The sequence below is a fragment of the Lentilactobacillus raoultii genome (assembly GCF_900411375.1).
GTDB classification, from domain to species: Bacteria; Bacillota; Bacilli; order Lactobacillales; family Lactobacillaceae; genus Lentilactobacillus; species Lentilactobacillus raoultii.
In genome coordinates, this window is record NZ_LS422988.1 from 49590 (window position 1) to 64620 (window position 15031).

A 15031-nucleotide genomic window follows, 5' to 3' on the forward strand; every position below is an offset into this window, starting at 1 on the left:
TTTTGAGGCTGCGAGGGCTTGCTTGCCAGGCCATTGTCACCTATTATTAAAAGCAGATGGTCAATTATCAAAGTGGGTGAGTGAGTTGAATGACTTTGATCAAGAATTAATTGAATCGTTATTTATTAAATATGCCAAAATCAATACCCGATCGAACCCGGCCAGCCCGACCGTGCCAACGACACCTGGGCAAGTTGAATTGGCTCAGGCAATTGTTGAAGATTTAAAAAATTTAGGCATCAAAAAGGTGACCTATGATACTGACAGTGGTTATGCACTGGCAGAATTACCGGGTAATTCCGATAAAGCTTTGACGCCAATTGGGTTCATTGCCCATTTGGATACGGCGGATTTTAATGCCGAAAATATTTCACCGCAAATTCATGCCAATTATTCGGGTGATGACATTGTCTTGAACCGTAAAAAGGGCTTGGCTTTGAGTCCTAAACAATTTCCTAATTTGAAAAAAGTTGTTGGCCAACGATTAATTACAACGGATGGCAACACACTGTTGGGAGCAGATGATAAAGCAGGCATTGCAGAAATTATTGGTGCGTTGGCTTATTTATTAAAGCATCCTGAAATCGAACACGGCCCAGTTGAGGTGGCTTTTGGACCCGATGAAGAAATTGGCCGGGGTGCCAAGCGGTTTCCGGCAAAAGCTTTTGCGGCGCGCTTTGCTTATACAATGGACAATGGTCATTTGGGTCAGATTGAACCGGAAACGTTTAATGCTTCCCAAGCTGAGATTCGAATTAAAGGAACTGCCGTTCATCCGGGAGACGCCTTTGGACTAATGGTTAATGCAATTAGCTTGGCAAATGAAATTGTTTCATCCTTACCTAAAAATGAGGTGCCGGAAAAGAGTCGGGGTCATCAAGGTTTCTTCTTAGTGAGCGATTTTAAGGCAACTATTTCACAGGCCCATCTGATGATTATGATTCGTGATTTTGATACGGATCAGTTTCATCAAAAGGAGCGGTTACTTGAAACCATCGTGAATAATATTAACGCTCGATACCAGGAACCAAGAATCGCTTTGAAGATTGACGAACAGTATCAAAATATTGGCGATACCATTCGACAACATCCTTACGTGATGAACTTGGTTTTGGATACTTATCGCCGATTGGGAATCAAGCCCGATATCACACCATTTCGAGGTGGTACGGATGGCAATGCCATCACAGCTAAGGGCATTCCAACGCCGAACTTGTTTAACGGGGGCGATAATTTTCACGGCCCCTATGAATATGTCACTACTGAAGCAATGGTCACGGTGGCCAAAGTAATTGTCGAAATTTTAAAGGAACATGTTCGTCAATTTGGTCATGAGGATCGACGGCCGGTTTCTTTTGATAATAGATAACTTAAGCATTAAGTTCGGGTGAGGATCCGGACTTTTTCTTATTGCTCGAAAAGTGGTCGATAACCGATTATAATTTTAAATATGGGAAATGACGGATTTTTGAAAAGTTATTCCAGACTAGTCCTTGTCATGTCAACGATTTTAAGGTAAAGTAGAATAAGACGTGAAACAGAATTGTTTCACATTCCAGGAGAAGTTAATTCATGACGATAGAACAATTTATTAAGGCGCTTTTGGCGCATAACATTCAAGTAACCGAAGATCAATTAGACCAGTTTGAGGCCTATTTCAAGCTATTAGTTGCAACAAATGAGCATGTTAACCTGACGACAATTACAGAAAAGTCAGAGGTTTATTTAAAACATTTCTATGATTCGATTACGCCGGCTCTTTTTGTTTCACAGATTCGTGAGGCACCAATTTCACTTTGCGATGTTGGTGCAGGGGCTGGTTTCCCATCAATTCCACTTAAAATTCTTTTTCCACAGTTAAAAATTACCATTGTCGATTCACTCAATAAGCGTATTCGCTTTTTGACCGAACTGGTAGATCAACTGCGGCTGAATGATGTTAGATTGGTTCATTCCCGCGCGGAAGAATTCGGTAACCGAAAGTCTCCGGATCGCCAATCCTTTGACATCGTCACGGCCAGAGCGGTTGCCAGGTTAACCGTTTTAAGTGAACTTTGTCTGCCATTGGTTAAAGTCGGTGGCCAAATGATTGCGATGAAAGCAGCCAAGGCGGAGGATGAGTTGAAAGCTGCTGAGAAGGCCATCATGATTCTGGGTGGCCAGTTTCAGGCTGATCATGCGTTTACACTGCCAATTTCAGATGAGCAGCGTCACTTGATTGTGATTAAAAAAATTAAAGGAACACCAAAAAAATATCCACGAAAGCCGGGAACTCCAAATCGAGAACCCTTAGGTGAAAGTCATTAAGAATAGGAAAGGAGGCAGACCTGCCATGTCATACGTGATTGCACTTGCCAATCAGAAGGGTGGCGTCGGTAAAACGACCACGGCAGTTAACCTGGGGGCCGGAATGGCCTCATTGGGTAAAAAAGTCTTGCTGGTTGATGCGGATGCCCAAGGAAATGCGACCAGTGGTGTCGGCATTGCCAAATCAGAAATCAATAAAGAAATTTACGACGTTTTGGTTAATGAAGAACCCATGCAGGAAGCAATTGTTCACACGGCACATAAAGGGTTGGACATTGTTCCGGCAACCATTCAGCTATCAGGTGCAGAAATTGAATTAACCCCCCAGATGGCTCGTGAAACCCGGTTGAAAGCGGCACTGGATGTTGTCAAGGATCAATATGATTATGTATTAATTGATTGTCCGCCGTCATTAGGGTTAATTACCATTAATGCTTTTACAGCGAGCGATTCGATTCTCATTCCGGTTCAAAGCGAGTATTATGCTTTGGAAGGGTTGAGTCAATTACTTAATACCGTGCAGTTGGTTCGAAAACATTTTAATCCGGATCTGAAAATTGAAGGGGTCCTTTTAACGATGTTTGATGCGCGAACCAACCTGGGGGTTCAGGTTAACCAGGAAGTTCGAAAGTATTTTAAAAATGATGTTTATAAAACAGTGATTCCAAGAAATGTCCGCCTATCGGAAGCCCCGAGTTATGGACTGCCGATTATGGATTATGACCCTAAGTCAAAGGGTGCAGAAAAGTATATGAAACTGGCGAAGGAGGTGCTGGCGAACCATGGTGAATAAGAAAAAGCCAACTGGGCTGGGAAAGGGAATTGAAGCCCTTTTTCAAGACAATACGGTTGATACGAGTAAGGAAACGGTTATCGATATTAAGGTCAGCGAAGTAAAGCCTAATCCATATCAGCCACGCCACCGATTTGATCAAAAGGCACTGGAGGATTTGGCACTTTCTATTAAAAATTCCGGTGTTTTTCAACCGATTATTGTTCGCCAACCGGATCCGGCCGTCGAGTCTTACCAACTGCTAACGGGAGAACGCCGGTTGCGAGCTTCCAAAATTGCCCAACAGAAAACGATTCCGGCAATTGTTCGGGATGTCAATGAAGAACAAATGATGGAAATCGCGGTTTTGGAAAACTTGCAGCGCGAAGATCTGACCACATTGGAAGAGGCTGAAGCTTATAATATGCTGATGACCAGATTGGATCTGACCCAAGCACAGGTCGCCCAAAAGCTGGGTAAGAGTCGGCCGTACATTGCTAATTATTTGCGGATCTTGGGGTTGCCGACCGAAGTCAAACAAATGCTTGAAGATCATAAATTATCGATGGGTCAGGCCAGAACGTTGTTATCTGTTAATAATAAGCAGGAATTGATTAAGCTGGCTCGAAAATCGGTTGCTGAATCAATGACCGTTCGCCAGTTGGAACGGGCAGCTGCTAAAATTAATGGTAAAAATGGCACCAAAAAGAAGCGGGCCCAGCGCAAATCACCATTTGTCCGAGCTTCGGAAGGTCAACTCCAGGAAAAATTTGGCACGCCGGTTTCAATCGTGAATTCTTCTCGAAAAAAGGGGAAGGGGAAAATTGAAATCGAGTATCTGTCTACTGAGGATTTGAATCGAATACTAGCCTTACTAGATGTTAATTTGGATTAGTCAGTCGAAAGCAAAATTTGTCACCTTTAGAAAGGATGGTCAAATATGTATGGTCTCCATGATTTAGTTGAAATGAAGAAGCCACATCCATGTGGTACCAATCGTTGGGAAATCATCCGAATGGGCGCTGATATCAAAATTCAATGCACCGGGTGTGGACACATTGTAATGATGCCAAGAAGAGAATTTAACCGAAAAATGAAAAAGTTGCTGCAAAAAGCTGAAAGTTCAGAAAACTAGGATTAGAAAGAAGAGTTGTTAAGTTATGTCACTCACTGCAGGAATCGTTGGCTTACCAAACGTTGGTAAATCAACGCTGTTTAACGCAATCACCAAGGCCGGTGCCGAAATGGCCAACTACCCATTTGCGACCATCAAACCAAACGTCGGAATGGTTGAAGTGCCGGATAAACGCCTGGACAGAATTCAAGAATTGGTTCCGGCCAAAAAAGTTGTTCCAACAACCTTTGAATTCACAGATATTGCCGGCATTGTCAAAGGCGCCAGTAAAGGTGAGGGACTTGGAAACAAGTTCTTGGAGAATATTCGACAGGTTGACGCCATCGTCCACGTTGTACGGGCTTTTGATGACGATAATATCACCCACGTTTCAGGAAAAGTCGATCCCATTGATGATATTGAGACGATCAATTTGGAGTTAGGGATTGCCGATTTGGATGCAGTCAATAAGCGACTGGGTAAAGTTCAGCGGGCTGCCAAAGGAAATGATAAGGAAGCCAAGGCTGAGTTGGCGGTTCTTGAAAAGATCAAGCCGGTTTTGGAGGCCGGCGGGTCCGTTCGCTCAATTAGTTTTGATGAGGACGAAGAAAAAATTGTTAAAGGGCTGTTCTTGCTGACGAGTAAGCCGGTTCTGTATGTTGCCAACATTGCCGAAGAAGATATGGCAGATCCCGAGCATTCCAAATATTTCCCTCAAATTGCTGAGTATGCTGCCAAAGAAGGCGCTCAGGCGATTGGAGTAGCTGCAGCTCCTGAAGAGGAGATCGCTCAGTTAAACGATGATGAGAAAGCGGAATTTTTGGAAGCTGAAGGCGTTAAAGAGCCTGGCTTGAATCGGCTTATTCGGGCCTCTTACAAGTTATTGGGGCTTGAAACCTTCTTCACTGCCGGTGGCAAAGAAACTCGTGCATGGACCTTTAAAAAGGGTACTAAGGCCCCTCAGGCTGCCGGCATCATCCACTCGGACTTCGAACGCGGCTTTATTCGAGCAGAAGTTATGGCGTTTGATGATCTTGATAAATATGAAAGCCCAGCTGCCGTTAAGGAAGCCGGCAAACTTCGCTTGGAAGGCAAAGATTATGTGATGCAGGATGGCGACATTGTCGAGTTTAGGTTTAATGTTTAATTTTATAAGTGATAAGACCACAGTTTTAATAGAATTTAGGAAGTGATGTGCGTGAGTAGTAGCGAAGAGTCAAAACAAGAAAGCAAGGCCCGTAAAAGAAATGCCAATGTTCGTCAGGATCGGGATCGAGCTAAGAAAATAGTGCATTCTCAATTTGATAATATTGGGTTAACAAAACGGAATGCTGAATACATGTATAGATTCAATCAGGAAATTGCCAAAACCAAATTAACCCCTCAGCAACAAGCAGAAACAGTTCGACAAATGGTTGAAGCACTTCTAACCGGTCAAAAAACCGGTAAGACAGCTCGAAATATGTGGGGGACTGTCGATCAAAAGGTTCAAAGTGTTTTAAATCCGCCAAAACGTAAGCCGGATATTAAACGGGATTATTGGCCAAATGCGCTTTATAATGCCTTACTGTTTTTTGTGATCTTTACGCTTATGTACGGACTGGTATCGCTCTTTTCCAAGAGTGGTGTTCACGGCACAATGGGCATTACCGGGATCATTGTGACGGCGATTGTAGCCGGTTTGGGCATTCCGGCAATGACGATTTTGATTCAACCCGGGGTTAAACATAAATATCCACTGTGGCTTAGAATTATCTTTATGATTTTGTTCTTCGTTGTTTGGATGTTTATCTTCTTCCTGGCCAATCTTATTCCACCAATTATTAATCCAATCCTCAATCCATATATTTACATTGTATTGGGTGGCCTTGGCGTTGTGGGGGCTTTCTTTGTCAAAAGAAACTTCCAGATTACTGGTGGCTTGTTCTAAACCCAGTGCTGTTTGATTAGATCCTTCAAAAAATAAGGATCACTTTATCTGCGTATTTCGCAGTCATAAAAAAGCCGATTACGAACAATTGTTTTTGTGATGGGCTTTTTTATTTTAACATCGCTACGTAAAACACGAACATTATCAATCACTTATTCGAAGGACTTTAAGATTGTCCGTAAAAAAATCGTGATTTCCCTTTTAATTTTCAAAAAGTTCGTGTATAATGAATACAATTTTTAACACTTACTGCCTGAAAACCATGCTGTGAGATTAAATCATCATTAGAAAGCTTTCAGAATCGTTGATTTTATACGAACGGCATGATAAGTTATTAGGCAATCAAATTTTAAAAGGAGCGAGATAGATGGTTAGTTGGGATGAAAAGTTCGGGAAAAAGGGTTATACATTTGACGACGTGCTGTTAGTACCCGCTGCGAGCGATGTATTACCGAACGATGTGGATTTGTCGGTGCAATTGGCAGATAATTTAAAATTAACGATTCCTTTCTTAAGTGCCGGCATGGACACAGTGACCGAATCAAAGATGGCAATTGCGTTGGCAAAGCTGGGTGGCTTAGGCGTCATTCATAAGAATCTGAGTATCGAGGCTCAGGCACAAGAAGTTGCCAAAGTTAAAGCCGTTAAGAAGACAAATGAGACGCCTAAAGCGGCCGTTGATGGCAATGGAGCCTTATTGGTTGCAGCGGCCGTTGGGGTGTCCTCGGATACTTTTGATCGGGCAACTGCCCTGCTTGATGCTGGTGCGGACGCCATTGTGATTGATACCGCCCACGGCCATTCTGCGGGTGTGCTGAGAAAAGTTGCTGAAATTCGTGACCATTATCCTGATACGACACTGATTGCCGGAAATGTCGCAACCGGTGCCGGCACCGAGGCACTCTTCCAAGCTGGAGTTGATGTTGTCAAGGTCGGGATTGGCCCTGGTTCAATTTGTACTACTCGGGTGGTTGCCGGCGTTGGCGTCCCGCAATTAACAGCGGTTTACGATGCTGCAGCGGTTGCCCGTAAGTGGGGGAAACCCATTATTGCGGATGGCGGCATCCAATATTCGGGTGACATTGTGAAAGCTTTGGCTGCTGGTGGGACTGCGGTGATGCTTGGCAGCATGTTTGCCGGTACCGAAGAAGCTCCAGGTGACGTTTACGAAGAAAACGGTAAAAAGTATAAATCTTACCGTGGCATGGGGAGTGTGGCCGCAATGAGTCAGCAGCACGGGTCATCTGATCGTTATTTCCAAGGTGGCGTTAATGAAGCTAACAAACTTGTCCCAGAAGGCATTGAAGGAGAAGTTGAGTATAAGGGCAGCATTAATGACATTGTCTTTCAAATGGTTGGCGGCTTGCGTTCAGGAATGGGCTACACCGGCTCGGCAACGGTCAAGGACTTAAACGACCACGCCCAGTTCGTTGAAATTTCAAATGCCGGCTTACGGGAATCCCATCCACATGATATTACCATCACTAAAGAAGCTCCTAATTACGAGCCAGAATCATAAATTTTAAAACCAATTAACCTAATTATATTGAAAACGGATCAGCATTAAGTGGCTGATCCTTTTTTAACGGCTTTAAAATATTCTGCGAAATCAGTTGTTTTTTATTACGGTTAATGATATCATATTGATATCAAAATTAATGCATTGGAGTTTAAACCAGTCAGGTTAACGAAAGCGGTTATGTGATGGGGGATAAAGGAACTGAAAAGCGCTTCTTACTGCGGCTCAGTAATCAGCTTTATGACCAATTGGCAGCAGAAGCGACTGAAAAAGATAAAAGTGTCAATGCGTATATTGTCAGCTTGTTGGAAGCGGCTGAAAATCAGACTAACTTTGAACATCGTCAGTTTATCGGTCAAGCAATTCCCGGTAAGGATATCTTTATCGAAAGTGGCTTAGTGCTGGTTTCAGGAATCTACTACCGGTATTTGATTGATGATAATGGTCGAGTTGATAAGCATGCCCGCTACACAGTTATCGAAGCAAACGGCAATATATTGACTTTGCGAAAAATTAAGGAGTGATGAGCAATGCCCTTAGGAGTTAAGATTGTCCCGCAAAATAATCAGGGACTTGTTGAAACGTTTGGTAAATATCGCCGAAGTGTCACCTCGGGATTTCATTTTTATATTCCGTTGATTCAAAAGATTCGAAATGTTAGTTTGGCGATGGAACCCAAGGCATTACCAAATTATTCAATTATTACTAAAGATAACGCGGATGTTTCCGCCAGTTTAACGCTCAATTATCATGTCACGGATGCAGTTAAGTTTCAATATGAAAATACCGATTCAGTTGAATCCATGGCGCAATTGGTGCGTGGTCATCTCCGTGATATTATTGGCCGAATGGATTTGAATGAAGCACTTGGATCAACTGCCAAGATCAACCAGGAATTGGCGATTGCGATTGGGGATTTGACCAATACTTACGGCATCAACGTTGATCGAATTAATATTGATGAATTAACGCCCTCAACGGCCATTCAGGAAGCAATGGATAAGCAGCTAACGGCTGATCGGGAACGAGTCGCTGCCATTGCCAAGGCCGAAGGAGAAGCTAAGTCAATTGAGTTAACAACTAAGGCCAAAAACGATGCGCTTAAAGCAACTGCTAAAGCAGAGGCGGAGGCCACGCGAACCCGGGCAGACGCTGAACGTTACCGGATTGATACCGTTCAAGCCGGGCTTTCGTCCGCGGATGAGAAGTATTTTCAAAACCAGTCGATTAATGCCTTTTCTAATTTGGCAAACTCACCTACGAATCTGGTGGTTGTGCCGACTGATAAAGTCAGTGATCTGGGGCAACTCCCAGTCGCAGGCAAACTATTAAAAAAAGGTGCCGATTTGTAAGCGTAAATAAAAAAAGCGGGTCTCCGACTAATGACGGAAACTCGTTTTCTTATGGCTTAAGTTAATGATTGATCCCACTGAATTTTGTGGTAAAGCGTTGTTGGATCAAGTGGATCGTGAAAAGAAACGTCTTGAGATGTCGATGGAGTCGTCTCAAGTGGCGAAGCGTACAAATCCCGAACACCGGCAACGTCAACCGGCTGAATACCATAGTAACGATTAGCAGCGTACATCACGCTTTGCTTATCAGGATTGTGATATAAACCGATTGCATGGCCTAGTTCGTGTTCCGCAACGTTAGTTTCCTGGGATGGCAAGTACCCGGCATTGGCTAAGACCTTGGTATTGAGTGTGCTGGTCGCTTGAAGAATGATTCCTTGATTGCTGATTGTTAACTGCGTTATTCCTGAATCTCTATTCGGGAGATTTGTTTCCGAGTTTGCAATTACTTGAGCGTTTGGATCCTTAGACAACGAGAAGTTGAAAGCGCCCGTATTATTCCAAGCCCGAATCGCGTTCATCCAAATTGTCTTGTATGAATTACGGTTGTTGCTAATGTTAATAGTGGCATTTGGTGTCTCAAAGCGTGCAGTGCCATGTGGGGTAACCGGTGCCGCAAGCGCTCCGACTGAGAAAACGGTCAAAAGAATCGAAAGTAACAATAAAGACAACGAAAATAGAAGGGTTTTTCTACGCATCGGTCCCACTTCCTTTAACTAGCAAACATGGCCAACAATTAAGCAAGTTGCTTTTAAGGATAGGTGATTGATTAACAGCATGATGGATCTTTAGTACAAGCTAATTTTAAGGGTGAAGGGAAGTAATCACAACTAAATGCACGTCAATTAACGGCAGTTTGATCAATTTTGTAGTTTCCTACAACGCTAAAAAAGTTTATGATGAACTTGTCGTAGAAAAACGTTTTAATCAAAAAGTGGAAGGGAGGGCTTGCGTATGGATTCAGCTAATATTTTGGAGCAACCATACATTAACATTACCAACATTATTTGGAGCTTTGACAAAATCACTAATCAGGTCAATATTTTATTTGTCAAGCGAAACAATGACCCCTATAACGGCTATTGGGCATTACCCGAAACGTTTATGCGAACCAATGAAAGTGCAGATGACGCAGCGCTCAGGCTGGTAAAGGAAAAAATTGGGATGGCTTTATCTAACAGCCACACAGAACAACTGGCAACCTTTACCAATCGTTTACGAACCCCCGATCAACGGACGTTATCGTTAGCCTACATGACTTTTTTGCCGGATAAGCCGACGTTAAAACCGGGTTATGGGGCTTCGGATGCCCGCTGGTTTGGCATGGATTATACTGAGACAACGTATCGTTTTTCTGACGGGCAACTAACATTTTCGACGGCCACCAGTCAAACAGAGTCACAGTACTACGCCGAGTTGGCAGCGGCTGGTGATCGTAAAAGGCACTTGGCATATGATCACGAGTGGATTTTAAAGGTGGCCTGTGAACGAATTAAAAATAAATTGGATTATCAACCTAATATCCTGTTGGTACTCGGTCCAACGTTTACTTTAAAGGATGCTCGGCTGGTTTACGCCCCATTTTTAAAAGTTTCGTTTGATCAAATTGATAATTCAAACTTTAAAAAGAGCCACCGTCATTTATTCACGGATGTTGGCACTTCCACTTCCAAACATCCTGGACGACCGGCCAGAATTTATAAATTATCCCACTTAATTTCTTGATATTTTTGGAAATGAGCGTTAACGTAGAATAAAAGTTAGAGCGACTTTTATTTCTAGTTACATAAAAGTAACGATCACCTTTATTATGTTGAGTATTCGAAAGGAATTTAGATATGGATAATTTATCAATGCTAACGGATTTGTATGAATTTTCAATGGCTAATGGTTATCGGCAAACGGTCAAGGATGAAGAGGGTGTTTTTGACATCTTTTTCCGGAAAGTACCAGATAATGGTAGCTTTGTCATTTGCGCCGGTCTGCAGCAAGTGGTTGATGAACTGAAAAATTTCCATTTTTCAAAAACTGACGTAGATTATTTGAGAACGTTAAAGCTGTTTAAAGAAAACTTTTTGGATTATTTAAGTAATTTTCGTTTTAGTTGTCGAGTTTCAGCAATTCCCGAAGGAACGCCGGTTTTTCCCAGAGAACCATTATTAACGATTCAGGGACCACTTCTTCAAACACAATTGTTCGAAACCCTGCTGTTAAACATTATGAATCATCAATCATTAATTGCGACTAAGGCTCGTCGGATCACCTTTGCGGCTGGCAATAAGCCGATTATGGAATTTGGGGCACGGCGGGCTCAAGGGCCAAGCAGTGCCACTTTTGGTGCCCGAGCAGCTGTTATTGGCGGGTGCACCAGTACCTCGAATGTGTTAGCGGCTGAGAAGTTTGGCATTCCGGCAGCTGGGACGATGGCTCACGCTTGGGTTGAAGCTTTTCCAGATGAATTAACAGCCTTTAAGAAGTGGGCTGAAGTTTATCCGGATAATGCATCACTGCTGGTTGATACGTACGATGTTTTAAAATCAGGTGTGCCAAATGCCATTAAGGTCTTTACCGAATTAAAGAAAAACGGTCATCAACCGGTGGGCATTCGAATTGATTCAGGTGATATTACCCAATTGGCAAAGGGCGCTCGGCGAATGTTGGACGAGGCCGGCTTCCCGAATGCTAAAATTACGGCCTCTAATGCGCTTGATGAACACGTTATCCAATCCCTGTTGAACGAGGGCGCACCATTGGATAACTTTGGGGTTGGTGAAAAGTTAATTACCAGTTCGACTTCACCGGTTTTAAGTGGGGTTTACAAGCTGGCAGCAATTAGTCAAAATGGCCAATTGATTCCCAAAATCAAGGTGAGTGCCAGTCGTGAAAAATTGACTTTACCAGGATTAAAGCAGGTTTATCGGTTATATCGGCCAGGGACCAGTCAGGCATTTGCCGATATCATTGCCTTAAGTGATGAAGCCTTAGATCGACCGATGGACGTTGTGAAGGCTAATCCATTGGCAACTGAACGTCACCAATCAATTGAAAATTATGAAGCTAAACCACTTCAGGAGAGTGTCATGGATGGCGAAACGGTTAAAGTTGAATTGCCGGATGTATTTGCTATTCAAAAACACGCTAAACAGATGCTAAAAGAAATTCCGGCTGCTACACAGCGTTTGGTCAATCCGGATGAGTATCCGGTTTATATGACACCTAAATTAGCTCAATTACAGGAAAAATTAGTCACTGAAGAAAAGAAATAAATTAACGAGAATTTGATCTAACCGTTAAGGGTCAAATTTGTGACGGTAATTTAATTAAGAAATGTTAAAGCGTCCCAAAAGTTGGCATATTCAGATACACCAACTTTTAGGACGCCTTTTTTTAATCAATCTTACCGGTATCGGCGACCGAGAATGTCGAGGTCCCTTCTTTGACCATCCAATTCGGCGACTTCAGGTAAGTGGCCCCAGACTTCAAACCCATTTTTCTTAAATAATCCCAAGCTGGGCAAATTATGACCAAAGATAAATGAAACGATGGTGTCAATATCCAAGCGCACCAGCTGAGTCGCGATAAAATTCAACGCTTGTTGCCCAAAGCCGTGGTGGCGAAACTGTTGATCAATGTAAAGGCTGATTTCAGCTGTGTGGCAATAAGCAGCTCGGCCGTAAAAGTCTTCTAAACTAATCCAACCAACGATTTGGTTATTGAAAATGATTTTCCAAATAGGACGACGATTCGGCGTGAACGCATTGAACCAGTCACGTCGATCGGCAACCGTGACCGGTTCCAAATCGGCAGTGACCATGCGACTAGCAATGGTTTGATTATAAATCTCAACGATGCGGGGCAAGTCGATGAATTTTGCGTATGTAAAGGTGGCAGTCATTTTAGATATCCTCCGTAGAAATTTTGTTTAATCTGTATTATAGTATAGTTTCAAACCGCGCGTACAGGCCGATGGCAAAAAATGGATCGATTAATTATCTTTAAAGTTCTGATTGGGATGAGTTGTCGTTTTGGCCAAATAGTGTAGAATCAATATTGAAACTGTGAATTTTAAAAGAACTTACAAATATCATAAATTCGAATTAATAGTAATGAGGTAATTAAATTATGAAAATTTTAGTTGTTGACGATGATAAAGAAATTGCTCAGCTGCTTGAGATTTATATCAGAAATGAAGGATACGAACCAGTTTCGGCTTACAGTGGCAGTGAGGCTCTAACAAAATTGCGGACTGAGAGTGATATTGGCTTAATGATTCTTGATATTATGATGCCGGGGATGAATGGGATTGAAGTCATTAAAGAGGTTCGTAAGGATTCTCAAATTCCAATCATCATTTTATCAGCTAAGACAGAGGATATGGATAAAATTCAAGGGTTGATCAGTGGTGCGGATGACTACGTGACCAAGCCGTTTAATCCGTTGGAAGTGATGGCCAGAGTTAAATCACTGCTTAGACGAACGGAGGAACATGTTACGAACGATACGCCTGATGTATTGGACATCGGGCCGTTAACGATTAATAAGGATTCCCATGAAGTCAAAACCATTACCGGCACAACCATTCAGTTGACGGCACTTGAGTTTGGAATTCTTTATTTATTGGCCAGTCATCCCAACCGGGTCTTTTCTGCTGACGAAATTTTTGAGCGGGTTTGGCGTCAGGAAAGTATTGTTTCGGCCAAAACGGTCATGGTCCACGTCAGCCATCTTCGAGATAAGATTGAAGAAGCAACTAATGGTGAAAAGGTCATTCAAACCGTTTGGGGTGTGGGCTATAAGATTGAAGCACATTAGACATTGAATTTGTTTAGATAGGGATGGCTTAAAACGTGAAATTAACGGGTCGCGAAAAAACCGAATTATTTCTAGAGGGGATTGTCACAGTCATCTTACTGCTGATGCTCAACCTTTCAATCATTGTCTTAATCAATCAGTCGATCCATACGAATCCCGGCTTGCGAGACGGCATTTTCATCATCAAAAAATCTGTGTTAATTGGTCCAAATCATTATCATCTGTGGAGTTGGGAAAATACCTTCATCACACTGATGCTGATTTTTGACGCTGCCGTGGTATACTGGCGACTGATTCGACGTTATCATCAAATGCAACTGAGACACATTATCAGTGAGTTGCATTATATTGCCAATGGTCATTTGGACCATCGAATTGGGTTTAAACTCAAAGGAAACACCCAATCGGTTGTCGAAAGCATTAACGCGTTAGTTGATAGTGTGATCAAGTCGATGAATGAGGAACGGGCAATTGAAAGCTCTAAGGACGAACTGATTACGAATGTCAGTCATGACTTGAGGACACCCTTGACTTCAATTCTCGGGTATTTAGGCCTGATTCAGGATAAGCAGTATAAGAGTCAGGAAGATTTACTGAAATACACCGAAATTGCGTACTTGAAAGCCAAACAGATGAAATCACTGGTGGATAATTTATTTGAATATACGAAGGTCAAACAAACCGGAACGCCGTTATCGATTAATCGAATCGATTTGAGTCAGATGATGGAGCAGCTGGTTGCCAGTTTTGAATTGGAAGCAGAAAAAAGTGGCCTTCAGATTACAGCCAAAGGGACTGATCAGCCACTTTATATTGAAGCTGATGCCGAAAAATTGGGCCGAGTGTTCAATAATTTGATTTCCAATGCCATTAAGTATGGTAAGGGTGGTCATCATATTTATTTAAGCTGTCAGGTTGGTCGGCCTAACGAAGCCGTTGTTCATGTGTCAAACGATGGGCCGGAAATTCCCAAGGCATCTTTAAACCAGATTTTTGAACGATTTTATCGAGTTGAAGGTTCGCGAAATAAAGATACAGGCGGCTCTGGGCTTGGCTTGGCGATTGCTCAAAGCATTATTGACTTGCATGGTGGGTACATTGCGGTGACCTCGGCCAATCAACTAACCACCTTTGCCGTTCATTTGCCCTTGAAGCATGGGGAAAAACTGACCCGGCCTGATGAAGAAGCGGCTGGATCAACAACTTCGAAATAGAAAGGTTTTTT

The 15031-nt window shown here is 42.7% G+C and carries 16 protein-coding genes; 14 read left to right on the top strand and 2 right to left on the bottom strand.

Annotation, left to right across the window (positions count from 1 at the left end):
• Positions 1-76 precede the first annotated feature (76 nt).
• From pepT to ED605_RS08250, 10 genes are all read left to right on the top strand, one after another.
• The gene (pepT, locus tag ED605_RS08205) at positions 77-1369 is read left to right on the top strand and encodes a peptidase T (protein ID WP_121978470.1); all 1293 of its coding nucleotides are present in this window, start codon (positions 77-79) and stop codon (positions 1367-1369) included.
• A 203-nt stretch (positions 1370-1572) separates the two neighbouring features.
• Entirely contained in the window at positions 1573-2307 is a 735-nt protein-coding gene (rsmG, locus tag ED605_RS08210) for a 16S rRNA (guanine(527)-N(7))-methyltransferase RsmG (RefSeq protein WP_121978425.1), read from the top strand.
• Between the two features lie 25 nt (positions 2308-2332).
• Positions 2333-3100: a ParA family protein gene (locus ED605_RS08215; protein ID WP_121978426.1), complete on the top strand. Its 768-nt coding sequence runs from the start codon at positions 2333-2335 to the stop codon at positions 3098-3100.
• The gene (locus ED605_RS08220; protein ID WP_121978427.1) at positions 3090-3974 is read left to right on the top strand and encodes a ParB/RepB/Spo0J family partition protein; all 885 of its coding nucleotides are present in this window, start codon (positions 3090-3092) and stop codon (positions 3972-3974) included. Before ED605_RS08215 ends, ED605_RS08220 begins: the two co-directional genes overlap by 11 nt.
• 45 nt (positions 3975-4019) lie before the next feature.
• A complete protein-coding gene (locus ED605_RS08225) occupies positions 4020-4214 on the top strand; it encodes a DUF951 domain-containing protein (RefSeq protein ID WP_121978428.1) in 195 nt (64 codons plus the stop codon).
• 25 nt (positions 4215-4239) lie between these two features.
• A complete protein-coding gene (gene ychF, locus ED605_RS08230) occupies positions 4240-5340 on the top strand; it encodes a redox-regulated ATPase YchF (RefSeq protein ID WP_121978429.1) in 1101 nt (366 codons plus the stop codon).
• A 45-nt stretch (positions 5341-5385) separates the two neighbouring features.
• Positions 5386-6123, top strand: a complete 738-nt coding sequence (locus ED605_RS08235) for a DUF1129 family protein (protein ID WP_121978430.1) — start codon at positions 5386-5388, stop codon at positions 6121-6123.
• 367 nt (positions 6124-6490) lie between these two features.
• Positions 6491-7642 (top strand): IMP dehydrogenase, encoded by a 1152-nt coding sequence (gene guaB, locus ED605_RS08240; RefSeq protein WP_121978431.1) that lies wholly within the window; start codon positions 6491-6493, stop codon positions 7640-7642.
• A gap of 185 nt (positions 7643-7827) precedes the next feature.
• On the top strand, positions 7828-8166 hold the full coding sequence (locus ED605_RS08245; RefSeq protein WP_121978432.1) for a toxin-antitoxin system HicB family antitoxin: 339 nt from the start codon (positions 7828-7830) through the stop codon (positions 8164-8166).
• A gap of 6 nt (positions 8167-8172) precedes the next feature.
• A complete protein-coding gene (locus tag ED605_RS08250; RefSeq protein WP_121978433.1) occupies positions 8173-8994 on the top strand; it encodes an SPFH domain-containing protein in 822 nt (273 codons plus the stop codon).
• 56 nt (positions 8995-9050) lie between these two features.
• Here the strand turns inward: ED605_RS08250 and ED605_RS08255 are convergent, their stop codons facing one another.
• On the bottom strand, positions 9051-9692 hold the full coding sequence (locus tag ED605_RS08255) for a matrixin family metalloprotease (RefSeq protein WP_121978434.1): 642 nt from the start codon (positions 9690-9692) through the stop codon (positions 9051-9053).
• A gap of 256 nt (positions 9693-9948) precedes the next feature.
• Here ED605_RS08255 and ED605_RS08260 point away from each other — a divergent pair, with 256 nt between their 5' ends.
• Positions 9949-10719, top strand: coding sequence for an NUDIX domain-containing protein (locus tag ED605_RS08260; RefSeq protein WP_121978435.1), 771 nt, complete (start codon positions 9949-9951; stop codon positions 10717-10719).
• A gap of 113 nt (positions 10720-10832) precedes the next feature.
• Entirely contained in the window at positions 10833-12260 is a 1428-nt protein-coding gene (locus ED605_RS08265) for a nicotinate phosphoribosyltransferase (RefSeq protein ID WP_121978436.1), read from the top strand.
• A 131-nt stretch (positions 12261-12391) separates the two neighbouring features.
• Here ED605_RS08265 and ED605_RS08270 read toward each other — a convergent pair whose 3' ends face one another.
• Entirely contained in the window at positions 12392-12889 is a 498-nt protein-coding gene (locus ED605_RS08270) for a GNAT family N-acetyltransferase (RefSeq protein WP_121978437.1), read from the bottom strand.
• Between the two features lie 227 nt (positions 12890-13116).
• Between ED605_RS08270 and croR the strand changes: the two genes are divergently transcribed.
• The gene (gene croR, locus ED605_RS08275; RefSeq protein WP_121978438.1) at positions 13117-13806 is read left to right on the top strand and encodes a response regulator transcription factor CroR; all 690 of its coding nucleotides are present in this window, start codon (positions 13117-13119) and stop codon (positions 13804-13806) included.
• Between the two features lie 35 nt (positions 13807-13841).
• The gene (locus tag ED605_RS08280) at positions 13842-15020 is read left to right on the top strand and encodes a sensor histidine kinase (protein WP_121978439.1); all 1179 of its coding nucleotides are present in this window, start codon (positions 13842-13844) and stop codon (positions 15018-15020) included.
• Positions 15021-15031 lie beyond the last annotated feature (11 nt).

What these genes read in the sequence shown, in the direction of transcription:
- ED605_RS08245 (WP_121978432.1), top strand. Translation starts at nt 7,828, where the DNA reads ATGGGGGATAAAGGAACTGAAAAGCGCTTCTTACTGCGGCTCAGTAAT.
- croR (WP_121978438.1), top strand. Translation starts at nt 13,117, where the DNA reads ATGAAAATTTTAGTTGTTGACGATGATAAAGAAATTGCTCAGCTGCTT.
- ED605_RS08215 (WP_121978426.1), top strand. Translation starts at nt 2,333, where the DNA reads ATGTCATACGTGATTGCACTTGCCAATCAGAAGGGTGGCGTCGGTAAA.
- ED605_RS08255 (WP_121978434.1), bottom strand. Translation starts at nt 9,692, where the DNA reads ATGCGTAGAAAAACCCTTCTATTTTCGTTGTCTTTATTGTTACTTTCG.
- ED605_RS08250 (WP_121978433.1), top strand. Translation starts at nt 8,173, where the DNA reads ATGCCCTTAGGAGTTAAGATTGTCCCGCAAAATAATCAGGGACTTGTT.
- ychF (WP_121978429.1), top strand. Translation starts at nt 4,240, where the DNA reads ATGTCACTCACTGCAGGAATCGTTGGCTTACCAAACGTTGGTAAATCA.
- ED605_RS08225 (WP_121978428.1), top strand. Translation starts at nt 4,020, where the DNA reads ATGTATGGTCTCCATGATTTAGTTGAAATGAAGAAGCCACATCCATGT.
- rsmG (WP_121978425.1), top strand. Translation starts at nt 1,573, where the DNA reads ATGACGATAGAACAATTTATTAAGGCGCTTTTGGCGCATAACATTCAA.
- ED605_RS08265 (WP_121978436.1), top strand. Translation starts at nt 10,833, where the DNA reads ATGGATAATTTATCAATGCTAACGGATTTGTATGAATTTTCAATGGCT.
- ED605_RS08260 (WP_121978435.1), top strand. Translation starts at nt 9,949, where the DNA reads ATGGATTCAGCTAATATTTTGGAGCAACCATACATTAACATTACCAAC.
- ED605_RS08235 (WP_121978430.1), top strand. Translation starts at nt 5,386, where the DNA reads ATGTGCGTGAGTAGTAGCGAAGAGTCAAAACAAGAAAGCAAGGCCCGT.
- ED605_RS08220 (WP_121978427.1), top strand. Translation starts at nt 3,090, where the DNA reads ATGGTGAATAAGAAAAAGCCAACTGGGCTGGGAAAGGGAATTGAAGCC.
- ED605_RS08270 (WP_121978437.1), bottom strand. Translation starts at nt 12,889, where the DNA reads ATGACTGCCACCTTTACATACGCAAAATTCATCGACTTGCCCCGCATC.
- guaB (WP_121978431.1), top strand. Translation starts at nt 6,491, where the DNA reads ATGGTTAGTTGGGATGAAAAGTTCGGGAAAAAGGGTTATACATTTGAC.